At 61.5% G+C, this 14,047-nt stretch carries 8 protein-coding genes; 6 read left to right on the forward strand and 2 right to left on the reverse strand.

Going from position 1 to position 14,047, the window contains the following annotated elements; all coding sequences use genetic code 11:
- From GJT30_09290 to GJT30_09315, 6 genes are all read left to right on the forward strand, one after another.
- Positions 1-555: a phage tail protein gene (locus tag GJT30_09290; protein MSM39795.1), complete on the forward strand. Its 555-nt coding sequence runs from the start codon at positions 1-3 to the stop codon at positions 553-555.
- Between the two features lie 252 nt (positions 556-807).
- Positions 808-6,909, forward strand: a complete 6,102-nt coding sequence (locus GJT30_09295; protein MSM39796.1) for a hypothetical protein — start codon at positions 808-810, stop codon at positions 6,907-6,909.
- A 28-nt stretch (positions 6,910-6,937) separates the two neighbouring features.
- A complete protein-coding gene (locus GJT30_09300; GenBank protein ID MSM39797.1) occupies positions 6,938-7,483 on the forward strand; it encodes a hypothetical protein in 546 nt (181 codons plus the stop codon).
- A gap of 274 nt (positions 7,484-7,757) precedes the next feature.
- On the forward strand, positions 7,758-11,258 hold the full coding sequence (locus tag GJT30_09305; GenBank protein MSM39798.1) for a GAF domain-containing protein: 3,501 nt from the start codon (positions 7,758-7,760) through the stop codon (positions 11,256-11,258).
- A gap of 337 nt (positions 11,259-11,595) precedes the next feature.
- A complete protein-coding gene (locus GJT30_09310; GenBank protein ID MSM39799.1) occupies positions 11,596-11,874 on the forward strand; it encodes a hypothetical protein in 279 nt (92 codons plus the stop codon).
- A gap of 84 nt (positions 11,875-11,958) precedes the next feature.
- A complete protein-coding gene (locus GJT30_09315; GenBank protein ID MSM39800.1) occupies positions 11,959-12,693 on the forward strand; it encodes a DUF4197 family protein in 735 nt (244 codons plus the stop codon).
- A 52-nt stretch (positions 12,694-12,745) separates the two neighbouring features.
- Here the strand turns inward: GJT30_09315 and GJT30_09320 are convergent, their stop codons facing one another.
- Positions 12,746-13,405: a hypothetical protein gene (locus GJT30_09320; protein MSM39801.1), complete on the reverse strand. Its 660-nt coding sequence runs from the start codon at positions 13,403-13,405 to the stop codon at positions 12,746-12,748.
- Positions 13,406-13,465: 60 nt separating this feature from the next.
- The gene (locus tag GJT30_09325; protein ID MSM39802.1) at positions 13,466-14,032 is read right to left on the reverse strand and encodes an HPP family protein; all 567 of its coding nucleotides are present in this window, start codon (positions 14,030-14,032) and stop codon (positions 13,466-13,468) included.
- Between the last annotated feature and the right edge of the window lie 15 nt (positions 14,033-14,047).

The following is a 14,047-nucleotide window of genomic DNA, read 5'->3' on the forward strand; positions in this document are numbered from 1 at the left end:
ATGGCTGATCCATTTGTCGGAGAAATACGGGCCTTTGCCTTTACCTTTGCTCCCATGAACTGGGCGACCTGCGACGGGCAGACCCTGAACATCGTCCAGAACCAGGCGCTCTACAGCCTGCTGGGAACGACCTACGGCGGCGATGGAAAAACCACCTTCGGGTTGCCGAACCTGCAGGGACGCGCCCCCATGAGCTTCGGCGCCGGTCCGGGACTCACCCCGCGAACCTTGGGGGCTGCGACGGGCGATGCCTCGGTATCGCTGTCGGCGAATCATTTCCCGCCCCATACCCATGCCTTGCAGTCGGTTTCCAACAGTACCGCGGATCAGAAGCCGGCAGCGAACCATTACCTGGCAAAGGTGCCGTCAGCAGGGAAGCCGCCCGTTACCTCCAACACCTATCAGCCGCCATCGGCGACTGGCGTCCAACTGGCCGCCGACGCGGTGCAGCCGGCAGGGACGGCAACGGGGCAGATACCCCACGACAACATGCAGCCCTATCTGCCGTTGCTGCTCTGTATTGCGCTGTATGGCGAATACCCTGTGAGGGGGTAGGATACCGCATCCCGTCTTCACGGCATCTTTACCCCGGCCTCAATCGCAAAATCCTCAACGTAGCCCTGCTATGCTTACGGTTTTGCTCAATCAGCCAGGTCAAATCTGCCTTAAATCCGGGTACAGTATTTACGAACAAGCTCTTAGGCATCACGACGGCGCCGGTAGCAGGCGGCGAGTGCACTCTGCCGAGACCGGACCCCGGCAACGGGCAAGGGGTTGGGGTCGAAACCGCACAGAAGGGGAGATACCATGTTCCGACGGCCGATCGCTTCGTTACTTGTCGCGCTGTTTGCGCTCTGTTTGTGCGGACCGGCAGTTGCCGGCATCTTTGGCACTACCGACGGCACCTACGATTTCAGCGACGGCAATACCGCCACCAACGGCAACATCGGCGCAGACGACTCGGCAGGGACCGGGTTTGCCACCTTTTCGGACAAGTTCTTCCTCAGTAACGGCATGCTCATCGACGACATTGTCCTGACCTCCATCTGGACCGGGTCGCAGATGGTGGCAGACACCTATGGGACGTTCAAGGTGAAGGCCGAAGGGGGATCGACCTGCAAGTCGTTCACCTTCAAGGACCTGGCGATTCACGATTATGACGGCTCCACCACCCTCAGTGAAATCTCAGTCACCACCAAAGACCAGAACGGAGTGATCATCGCCACCCACTCGGGCAGCGTCTCGTTCAGCTCGACCTCCATTACCCAGCTCAGCACCCTCATCAACGGCGGCAGCCAGTTCAACGACAGCAACGTGGCGTTGATCGAGATCACCTGGCGGTTTCTCGGCTCACCCTCCTGGCCGGCGCCGTCGAACCTGAACTTCGACAACATCACCATCGCCAATGTCAGCGCAGCGCCGGTCCCCACGGTCACCACCAATGCGGCCACCGCCATCTCCCCCACCGGCGCCACCCTGAACGGCACGGTCAATCCCAACGGCTACTCCACGGTCGTCACCTTCGACTACGGCACCACCACCAGCTACGGCAGCAGCGCCACGGCCAGCCAGAGCCCGCTGACCGGCAGCACCGCCACTGCGGTCTCTGCCGCCGTTTCCGGGCTCACCTGTGGCACCACCTATCATTTCCGGGCCAAGGGGGTAAACAGCGGCGGCACCACCTACGGCAGCGATGCCACCTTTACCCCTCCCTGCAACACCGCGCCGAGCTTCGTCGGCAGCACCACCACCCTGAGTCTGGACCAGAATGCCGGTGCCACCGACATTAGGGGCCTTCTGCACGTGAGCGATACCGACGCCAGCCAGACCGAGACCTGGAGCCAGAACGCGGCCCCGAACCATGGCGGCACCCTCGTCTTTTCCGGCGCCACGGCCTCGTCCGGCAGTACGGACATCACCCCCGGTGGCACCATCACCTACCAGCCCGCCAGCGGCTATGCCGGTACGGAAACCTTCACCGTCCAGGTCAGCGACGGCACTGCCTCGGCCACGCGAACGATCACCGCTTCGGTTGCCCCTGCTGCATCCACGGCCACGGCCGCCACCTCCATCACTGCCAGCGGCTTCAGCGCCAACTGGGGGAGCGTGACCGGCGCCACTGGCTACTACCTGGACGTGGCCACGGACAGCGGCTTCACCGGCCTGGTCACCGGCTACAGCAACAAGGACGTGGGGAATGTGGTGACCTCTGCCGTCAGCGGCCTTTCCGCGAGCACCACCTATTACTACCGTGTCAGGGCCTATGCCGGGACCGTGACCGGCGCCGACTCCAACAGCATCACCGTCCTGACCCTGCCCGGTGCAGCCACGGCCACGGCCGCCACCTCTGTCACCACCAGCGGCTTCAGCGCCAACTGGGGGAGCGTGACCGGCGCCACCGGCTACTACCTGGACGTGGCCACGGACAGCGGTTTTACCAGCCTGGTGACCGGCTACAACAACAAGGACGTGGGGAACGTGGTGACCGCTGCCGTCAGCGGCCTCTCCGCGGGCACGACCTATTACTACCGGGTGCGGGCCTACAACGCGAGCGGCACCGGCGCCGACTCCAACAGCATCACCGTCCTGACCCTGCCCGGCGCTGCCACGGCCACGGCTGCCACCTCCGTCACTGACAGCGGCTTCAGCGCCAACTGGGGGAGCGTGACCGGCGCCACCGGCTACTACCTGGATGTTGCCACTGACAGCGGATTCACGAGCCCGGTGACCGGTTACAGCAACAAGGACGTGGGAAGCGTGGTAACCGCTGCCGTCAGCGGCCTCTCCGCGGGCACGACCTATTACTACCGGGTGCGGGCCTATAATGCCAGCGGCACCGGTGCCGACTCCAACAGCATCACCGCCCTGACCCTACCCGGTGCCGTCACGGCCACGGCTGCTACCTCCGTCACTGCCAGCGGCTTCAGCGCCAATTGGGGGAGCGTGACCGGCGCCACCGGCTACTACCTCGACGTGGCCACGGACAGCGGCTTCACCAGCCTCGTCATCGGTTACAGCAATCTGGATGTGGGGAACGTGGTCACCGCTGCCGTGAGCGGGCTCTCTGCCGGGACCACCTATTATTACCGGCTGCGAGCCTACAACACGAGCGGTAGCGGCGCCGACTCCAACAGCATCACTGCCCTGACCCTCCCGGCGGCTCCGGTAGCCACGGCCGCCACCTCCGTCACTGCCAGCGGCTTCAGCGCCAACTGGGGGAGTGTCACCGGCGCCACCGGCTACTACCTGGACGTTGCCACTGACAGCGGCTTCACGAGCCTCGTCACCGGCTACGTCAACAAAGACGTGGGGAACGTCACCTCCGCCGCCGTCACCGGCCTCTCCGCCGGTACCACCTACTACTACCGGGTGCGGGCCGTGAATGCCAGCGGCACCGGCGCCGACTCCAACAGCATCACCGCCCTGACCCTCCCGGCGGCTCCGGTTGCAACTGTCGCCAGCGCCGTCAGCTTTACCGGCTTCACAGCCAACTGGGGGAGCGTGACCGGCGCCACCGGCTATTACCTGGACGTGGCCACGGACAGCGGCTTCACCAGCCTTGTCACCGGCTACGGCAACAAGGACGTGGGGAACCTTACCTCTGCCGCCGTAACCGGGCTTTCATCCGCCACCCCCTACCATTACCGAGTGCGGGCCTACAACACGAGCGGCACCGGCGCCGACTCCAACACCATCAGCCAGACCACTGCCACGACCCTGGTCGTCACCAGCGCCGGCGACAGCGACGCCGGGTCGCTGCGTCAGACCATTGCCAGCGCCGCACCCGGCGATGCCATTACCTTTGCCGCCGGCCTGAGCGGCCAGACCATCACCCTGGCCACGCAGCTGGTCATTGACAAGGATCTGACCATCAGCGGTCCCGGCGCAGGGAGCCTGATCGTCAGCGGCAGCTCGACCCGCATCCTCCAGGTAAGCGCCGGCAGCACCTTGATCCTGCAGTACCTGACCCTGACAGGCGGCATTGCCGACAACGGCGGTGCGCTGCTTGCCGACAGCGGCACCACGACCACCATCACCGGCTGCGTCTTCAGCGCCAATACCGCCACTGCCAGCGGCGGTGCCATTTACTCCGGCGGGGCCATGACCGTCAGCGACACCCTCTTGAGCGGCAACAGCGCCGTGTATGGAGGAGCCATCTCCAGCAGCGGCGCCCTGGCGCTCACCAACGTCACCCTGGCCGCCAACAGCGCCAGTTCCGGCGGCGGTCTGTACAATGCCGCCAGCGGGACCGCCACCCTGCTCAATGCCACCATCGCCGGCAACAGCGCTGCCGTCCGGGGCGGGGGTGCCGAGAACGCAGGCACACTAACCTTCAAGAACACCATCATTGCCGACAACAGCGCTCCCACCGGTCCGGAGATCTACGGCAGCGTCACCTCCCAGGGGTATAACCTGATCAGGGTCACCACCGATGCCGTCATCGGCGGCGACACCACCGGCAACATCACCGGCCAGAACCCGCTGCTCGGCACACTCGCCAACAACGGCGGGCCGAGCTTCACCATGGCGCTCTTGTCCGGCTCGCCGGCCATTGGTGCCGGCACCTGCACCGGGGCGCCCACTGCCGACCAGCGCGGCATGGCGCGACCCCAGAACGTCACCTGCGATATGGGCGCCTACGAGCGGGGCGCGGCAGCCGCCTTGACGGCAACCTCCGGCACCCCGCAGTCCACGGTCATCAACACGGCATTTACCAATCCGCTCACGGCCAGGGTAGCCGATGCGCTGGGCGGCCTGCTGGACGGCATCAGCGTTACCTTCACCGGACCGGGGAGCGGCGCCGGCATCGCCGCCGGCGGCAGCGTCGCCAGCAACACTGCCGGCAGCGCCGCCTTCAGCGCCACGGCCAATGGCCTGGCCGGTTCGTATACCGTCGCGGCAGCGACCGGCGCACTGTCGGCCACCTACAGCCTGACCAACGACAAGGCAGCACAGGTCATCACCTTCAATCCGCCGGCCAGTGCAACCTATGGCGACGGTCCCATCACCCTTTCCGCCACCGGCGGGGCCTCGGGCAATCCGGTCACCTTCGCGGTCACCAGCGGTCCGGGGAGTCTCAGCGGCACCATCCTGACCATCACCGGCGCCGGCACCATCGTCGTCACTGCCTCCCAGGCGGGGAGCGCCGACTACTTTGCCGCTGCCGATGTGGTGAGGTCCATCGTCGTGGCCAAGGCTACAGCCACGGTCACCCTGACCCCGGCAAGCCTCTCCGTTACCTACGACGGCTCGCCAAAGGCCGCCGCCGTCACGACCGTCCCGGCGGGTCTGACCGTTGCCGTCACCTATGACGGCAGTGCCACGGCACCCACGGCAGTGGGGAGCTACGCCGTGGTCGCCACGGTCAGCGACGCCAACTACCTGGGGAGTGCCAGCGGCACCCTGGTCATCGGCAAGGTAAGCCAGACCATCGGCGCCATCGGCGTCACGCCATCGGCCCCGGCTGTCGGCGAAAGCGCAACGCTCAGCGCCACTGCCACATCCGGCCTGACTGTGACCTTCTCCTCCCAGACCCCTGCGTTCTGCACCGTCAGCGGCGTCACCGTTACCGGCGTGGCTGCCGGCACCTGCACCGTTGCCGTGGACCAGGCAGGCGATGCCATCTACAACGGAGCCACGCAGGTAACGCAGAACCTCACCATTGCCAAGGGGAGCCAGACCATCGGTACCATCGGCATCACGCCGTCAACCCTAGCTGTCGGTGATAGCGCCACATTGAGCGCCATTGCCACATCCGGCCTGACTGTGACCTTCTCTTCCCAGACCCCCTCGATCTGCACCGTCAGCGGCACCACCATCAACGGCCTGGCCACCGGCGACTGCATCGTTGCCGCCAACCAGGCAGGGGATGCCAACTACCTTGCTGCTCCCCAGGTGACCCGGACCATCGCCGTTGCCATCCCGCTCTCCCTGACCGTCTCGACCCTTGCCGACGGCGCGGTCACTGCCGCCGCCACCCTGAACGTCAGCGGCACGGTCTCCAACCCGGCACGGCTCGCCACCCTCACCATCAACGGCGTAAACGTCACGGTCGCCGGCGACGGCAGCTTCAGCTACCCGCTGCAACTCTTGGCCGGCGCCAACAGCATCGTCGTCATTGCCACCAGCACCAGCAGCGATATCATCAGCGACAGCCGGACCATCACCCTGGACGCTACGGCGCTTGCCCTGACGATCGCCGCCCCCGCCGATCAGGCCGTGGTCAACCTGGCATTCGCAACCGTCAGCGGCACCGTGGCGGAGACCGCCACCGGGGTCGGCTGCAGCGTCAATGGCGGCAGCCTCCAGGCCGCCAGTATCGCCGGCACCACCTGGAGCTGCACAGTCAACCTGGCTGCCGGCATGAACACCGTCCTGGTCATGGCCACCGGGAGCAGCGGCGCAACGTCCCAGGCCAAGCGGACCGTCACCTTCCAGCCCGCCTTCTCCCTGGCTGTCAGCGCGCCGTCCAGCGACATCCGCACGGTCATGGGGAGCTACCTGCTGCAAGGGGCCGTCAGCGGCAACAGCACGCCGGTAACTGTTACTGTCACCATGGACGGCCAGAGCTACACACCGGCCGTGGACGGCACTACCGGCGCCTTTCAGCAGCAGCTCGCCTTTGGCAGCAACAAGGTCTACATGGTGAGCATCGCCGCTGCCGACCAGAGCGGCAACACCGTGACGGTACAGCGCAATATCATGGCCATAGCCACGGAAAGCGACCCGCTCACCATCGTCGACGCCCTGCAGTCATTGCAGGCGACAGTGGGGTTGAACAGCCTGACTGGCAGTCAGATCTCCCGTCTCGACGTGGCGCCCATGGTCAACGGTGCCTCGGTCGGCGACGGCGTTATCGACATCGAAGACGTCATTATTATCCTGCGTAAGGCCGTGGGACTGCTCTGACACTACCTATTCCTTGGAGGATGCAGCTATGAAGACAACCCTGAAACTGACTCTGCTGGCCCTGGCATACATGACCCTGTTCGGCTGCGGCGGCGGGGGAGACAGCGGCGGCGCAGTGGACGACAGCTACCTCTTCCCGGCCGGCACGGCGACCTTTACCTTCTCCGCCATGAGCACGGCCACGCTCCCTACCTCCATCAGCGGCATCGTCTTCAGCGTAAAACTGCCGCAGGGGATGAACGTCGCCACCACCAGCGGCGGTTCCGGCCAGATCGTAACCACCTCGGTCACTGCCGGTTCGGCTCTCACCGGGACCAACCTGGCCTATGGCAACTACTCGTCCTCAACGCGCACGGCCTACCTCACCATGGCCACCACCAGCAGCACCTACCGTGCGGGGGAGTTCCTACGCCTCTCCTGTAGTGTAGATACGGGCAGCACTATCACCCTTGCCGACGTGAAGACGCTCAATTCGCCGGTCGACATCATCGAGGCATCCGGATTCGACCCGGTCACCACCGGCACGGTGAGCCTGACCGACAAGATTGCAGTGACGCTGGGGGCGGTCAGGTAGTACTCGGCTTCATAAGACATTCTTGCGCTGAGCGACATCCAGGAGAGCCTCACCGGATCGGTCAAGGAAAGGATCGACGGCTGGCTCTTCCAATGCCATTTCTCATTGATACCCCTGATTTGACTACGTTTGTCATGTTTTTTGAAAATTCCCCTAAGGGAGATAGAATATGGACAGCCCTTTGAAATGGTCTAAGCTACACAGAAGGACTTGTTAACGAATTCAGACAATTCATGAAGCGAGCATTGGGCCATTCACCTTTGAAAGGCACCGAGTGATGCTACGTTTTTTCCTCGACAGGTTCATACAAGCAATTCGGGTCGACGCAATCCCATCGCCCGTTGAGTCGGGAATTCCCTCGCCGTATGCCGGCATTGCACGGTTTTTGCCGTACATTGTCCTTTTCCTCTCCCTCTCGCTGACCCTTTGTTTCTGGTTCCTTTACGATTCAAGCCTCAAAGCACGGGAATATGCATTCTACAAAGACAAGACGCAGGAGATTTCTTCTCATATTCTCCGGAGGATGCGTCGGGATGAGCAGGTGCTGCGGGGAGGTGTCGGCCTCTTCAATGCAAGTATCGATGTGACGCGTGACGAATGGCGGCGGTATGTGTCATCCCTGAAACTGAGCGAAAACTACCCCGGCATTCAGGGTGTCGGATTCTCCGCATGGCTGCTCCCGTCGGAAGTAGAGCAGAATGTTCGGCAAATCCGGGCCAAAGGATTCCCCGAATATACCATCCATCCGGCGGGAAACCGCCCGGCCTATACCTCCATCATCTACCTGGAGCCTTTTGACTGGCGTAACCAGCGTGCATTCGGATACGACATGTTTTCCGAGCCGGTGCGTCGGGCAGCCATGGAGATGGCAAAGGATAGCGGCGATGCAATCCTGTCAGGGAAGGTGCAACTGATCCAGGAAACGGGCAAAGATATTCAGTATGGAATATTGATGTACCTTCCGGTCTACCGCCATGGAATCCCAACGGATACGATCGAAAATCGTCGAAAAGCCATCCGGGGCTTTGTCTATTGCCCTATTCGGATACGAGACTTCATGTACGCGACCCTGGGCAAAATGCCCCACGATATCGCGTTCGAACTCTATGCCTCTGAGACTCCAAACCCGGATTCACTGCTGTTCAGTAGTGTCCAGGCAGAAAAGCTGGTTGTCCCGGAACCGTTCAAGCCGGATTACCAGAGCGTCGAATCATTTGACGCATACGGAAGAAGATGGGTCTGTGTCTTCAAAGCGCTTCCTCCATTCAGTGCCAATCTGAATTGGGTCTCATCCGTTGCCGTGCTGATCGGGGGAATCCTCGTAAGCCTTCTCTTGACCCTGATCTCCTTCATGCTCCTCACTTCCCGCAACAGGGCGTTCGATGCAGCCATAACGATCAGGGAGAGCGAGAATCGCTATCATGCCCTCTTCGATCATTCTCCGGACGGGATCGTGATTGTCGACCCGGAGACAACACGGTTTATCGACTTCAACGATCAGGCCTGCCGGCAACTCGGCTATTCCCGCGAAGAATTCGGCTCGCTCCATCTGGTCGAGATAGAATGCTCCGAGTCGGTGGACGCTGTCAGTGCACACATACAAAGAATCATTCGCGACGGTTCCGACGAATTCGACACAAAACTGGTGACTCGGCAGGGAGATGCCCGGATCACCCATGTGAAGGCGCAATTTACCAACATCAGGGGGAAATACGTCTATCACTGCATCTGGAGGGACATCACCAAGGAAAAGAAGGAAGAACAGCTCCTGCAAGCCCGACTGCATCTGATCGAATTCGGGTACACGAGCAGACTGGACGAACTCCTTACCGAGACTCTCGACAAGGTCGAAGAGCTTACCGGCAGCCAGATCGGGTTTTACCATTTCCTGCAGGACGATCAGCGGACGCTTACGCTGCATGCCTGGTCCACGCGGACCAGTAAAGATTTCTGCAGGGCTGAAGGAGGTGGAAGTCATTACGACATCGATAAAGCAGGTGTGTGGGTAGATTGCATACATCAGCGCAAACCCGTCGTGCACAACGATTATGCTGCGCTGCCCCATCGCAAGGGGATGCCGCCGGGGCATGCCGGTGTGATCCGCGAACTGGTGGTGCCGATCTTCCGCTCCGACAGGATCGTCGGCATACTTGGCATCGGAAACAAGGCAAGCGATTATACTGAAGAGGATACCGAAATCGTCTCCCGCTTTGCCGATCTCTCGTGGGACATTGCCGAACGGAAACAGGTTCAGGAATCTCTGCTCGAAAGCGACAACCGGTTCTCGGCAGCCTTCAACAAGGCGCCGATCATGATTGCCATATACCGGCTCGAAGACGGCACCTGTCTGGACGCAAACCAGCGATTCTTCGATGTCACGGAATTCAGCAGGGATGAGGTCGTCGGTACGTCCCCCGCTGGATTGGGGGTGATGAGCGGGACAGACTGGGAGCAGATAAAGGGGCAGATTCTCCGGGACGGGGAGATAACCGAATTAGAACTGAGCCTGCAGACAAAGTCGGACCGGAAACTCCTCTGCAAATTCTGGGGCGAGATGCTGACGGTCTCCGCACAGGCCTGCCTGCTTGCCATTGCAATGGACATAACCGAACACCGAAAAATGGAGCAGCAATATCTGCAGGCGCAGAAGATGGAATCGGTCGGCCGGCTTGCCGGTGGCGTTGCCCATGACTTCAACAACATGCTGGCGGTCATTCTCGGGCTTACCGAGCTGTCGATGCAGAAACTGCCGAAAGACGATCAGGTCCGGGAGCACCTGGAGATGATCTCCAAAGCGGCATCCCGTTCGATCGACATAACCAGGCAACTCCTTGCCTTTTCCCGCAAAGGGCTGATCTCTCCCCGGCCGCTCAAACTAAACAATCTCATTGCAGAAGCGGAAAAAACGCTGTTCCGGCTTATCGGAGAAGATATCAAGCTGGCGTTCAAGCCTGCCCCCGATCTCTGGACGGTCCATCTCGACCCGTCCCAGGTGGATCAGATCCTCATCAATCTGGCGGTGAATGCCCGCGATGCCATGCCCAATGGCGGCGACCTGATCATAATGACGAGGAATGCCCATATCGATGCAACCTACTGCCAGTACGTGCTCGATGCCAGGCCGGGAGACTTCGTCCAGGTCTCAGTGAGCGACAACGGCATGGGTATGGAGAAAGAGACCCTCGATCATATCTTCGAGCCGTTCTTTACCACAAAAGAAGTCGGCAAAGGGACGGGGCTCGGGCTTTCGACGGTCTATGGCATCGTCACCCAGAATGGCGGGTTCATCAAGGTCTATAGCGAACTGCGGCAAGGGACGACCTTTAATCTGTATTTCCCCCGAATGCCGGAAGAGGCGGCTCCCGAGACCGTGCCGCCACGTACGCTCCCCTCAGGTTCGGGAAGGGTTCTGGTTGTCGAGGACGACTATCTGATGAGCTGCACGACTTCGCTGATCCTGCAGCAGATGGGCTATCAGGTTCTCATTGCCGAATCGCCCCAAAAAGCGATCTCGCTGTGCGAAAACAAGGACACCCTTATCGATATCATTTTGACCGATGTCATCATGCCCGAGATGAATGGCAAGGAGATGATGGAGCGGATTTCTTCCATCAGGCCCGGCATCAAGGTGTTGTTCATGTCCGGCTACACTGCGGATGTCGTGGCACAGCGAGGCGTGGTAGCGGAGGGCATGCACTTCATCCAGAAGCCGTTCGACATGAATACCCTCTACAACAAGCTCACTATCGCCCTCGGAGAATCCGGCGAAACCTGACGGAATCTGCCGGCCGGCTATCTCACATCTCGTCATTTCCCGCTTCCGATATGCTCATGAATAACGGTATGACAGTAAACGTGTGTGCCGTTTTGTATCATTTCGCGGAAGGTGACTGACACAACCGGACATGATGACAGGCACTTTTACGGGGTGTATGGGAATTTTTCTGTGTAAATAACCTGTGCTCAGGGATTTTTCGGTTGCCAATCGGCGGGAGGTGGTGTAGTACCGCCGTATTACAGCTCAGAAAGTCGCGTTTCAATGTCCATACGCCCGTGCAAAACGGACGATCTCAATCGTATCAGCACGAGTCTGGCGGTAAAAGGAGGTAATTATGAATCTATTTGCTCGTCTTCGCTCGGAAACGCTTCGAGCTGTGGAAGAAAACGAGTTGCCGGATCATCTTGCCGTGCGGTTGCTTGCTCTGGCCGATTTACCTGACTGTTCCCATGATGCCGACGATGAAATTTTGCGGCTTATAGAGATGCTTCCGTTGTACGACACCTATGCCCAATGCGGATATGTCGGGATGGGTGTGAGCAATTGCATTATCGAGGCGGCAATCCGGCGGCTTGAGGAGAAGCATGGGGGCCGGGCGGGGGCTGCGAGCTGATTTCCCCTGCCTGCTTGCAGATCCGCTAAAATAGACCACACTTGTCATGGAGCAGGTATTCCGCTTTGCACAAGGAGGTTTCCCATGAAACGCACACTCTGCCTCGCTGCAGCAATATTCCTCGCTCTGCTCTCCCCCTGCCAGGCCGGGTTCCTGAGCGATTTTGCCGACAGGATCTTTTCGCCGGCCCAGCCGCAGGTGTCACTCGATAACACAACCATCGTCAAGGGGCTCAAGGAGGCCCTGGCCACCGGCACCGAACGGGCAGTGGCCGAGGTCGCCAGGCCTGACGGCTATTTCGGTAACGAGATGATCAAGATCCTTCTTCCGGACAAGGTACAAAAGGCGGCAGATCTCCTCGGAACGCTCGGCTACCGGCAGCAGGTCGACACGGTGGTGCTGACCATGAACCGGGCCGCGGAGAAGGCGGCGCCGCAGGCAGCCCGCTTCTTCGGCGATGCCATTCGACAGATGTCGGTCGAGGATGCCAAGGGGATACTCAGCGGAGGGGATACGGCGGCAACCGACTACTTCGACAGGAAGACCCGCGCGCAGCTCTTTGCTGCCTTCAAGCCGACGGTTGTCAAGAGCATGGACCAGGTCGGGACGGCCCGCGCCTACAAGGAGATGCTCGGCACGTACGATGTGACGCCCTTTGCCGCCCTGGCGGGCGTGCCTTCCCTCGACCTGGACGATTACGTGACCAACAAGGCGTTGGACGGCCTGTTCAAGATGGTTGCCGCAGAGGAAAAGAAGATCCGGACCAACCCGGCTGCCCGTACCACCGATCTCCTGCGCACGGTTTTCGGGGGGAAGTGAGCCGAAAGCCTTATCCCCGGGGCTCGCGCAGCGACCGGCATGATCTCCCCGGTCATTTCGATTTCGAACCGTTCGTCCCGGTCACCATGGCCGTGACCACGGCCTGGATCTCTCCGGGCTCGATCTTGGCCCGCTGCAGGAGCGCCCCCCAACTCGTCTTTCCCCCCTTGACCTCACGATAGAGCTGGATTGCCGGCTGCCGGGTCTTTGCGGCAATAACTGCGGCAATGACCAACTCCTGGTTGCCGGCGCCGGCCTTGCGCAGTGCTGCCAGTTCCGCCTCGTTGTGGAAGCGGAAGCGGAGCAGCAGTTCGTCGACCACCGCCATGGCCAGGCGTTCATCGGTCGTGGTGGTCTTCAGCGCCGCTGCAACCCTGTCTTTGCGCGACGTGGAGATGGGCAGAGGGAGCGCCACCTGACGCCACGAGCCCTTGGATTTGCGCTCCTGCAGCAGGGCATCCGGATCTGCCCCGGACCTGGTCGCCAGCCAGTAGGCGACCCAGAGGTCATCGCCGGAGACCCCTTTCTGCTTTTCGACCACGATGGCCCGTTTCTCGACGCCAAACGCGGCGGCGAAAAAGGAGTTCTGGGTCGTGGCCAGGAAATAGGGGTCGGCCACCGTGGGGTGGGCCGGGTCGAAGGAGCGGTCGGTGAAGCAGTGGCAGGTAATGGCGGGTATGGCCAGTGCCGGGAGCGGGAGCATGAGGAGCATGGTACAGGCGATCCGGCAACTTCTGCAGGCGATGCGACGCATAATGGTCCTTTCTTCGGGTTACAGCCAGTGTTTGGGGTAGGAGCGGTGATATACCACATTGTTCGTGAAGATCGCCATGGCCAACAGAACCAGGGTCCCTGCCAGTACCGGCAGCAGGATGAATGCCGGACCAACCGCTCCCTGCACCCCGATCAGGGCGGTGGCGCCACCAGGGGGGTGGGTGGTGTGGGAGAGGTTCATGGCAAAGATGGCCAACCCTACGCCAATAGCCATGGAGAGCGGCGTGGAGCCGAGGAGGGCGACCACTGCCACTGCCACCGCGGCAGAGACGAGATGCCCCCCCACCAGGTTGCGCGGTTGGGCCAGCGGCGAGTCGGTGGCACCGAAAAGGAGTACCGCCGACGCGCCGAAGGAGCCGATCAGCAGGGGATGGCCGACCAGAACCGTTATCTCGCCGATGGCCAGGATACCCAGCGTGGCGCTGAGGAAGCTCCAGACGGCATAACGCAGCGTCATGGCCGGCCGTGCCCCCCGGATCGGGGCCTTGCAGCCCCGGTGCAACCGGGCCAGCCTTCTTTTGATCGCTATGTTTCTCTGCCAGAGTATGGAGAGGCGTCTTTTCATGTCATTTCCGGCTCC

It is taken from the genome of Geobacter sp. (assembly GCA_009684525.1).
Classification (GTDB): Bacteria; Desulfobacterota; Desulfuromonadia; order Geobacterales; family DSM-12255; genus Geoanaerobacter.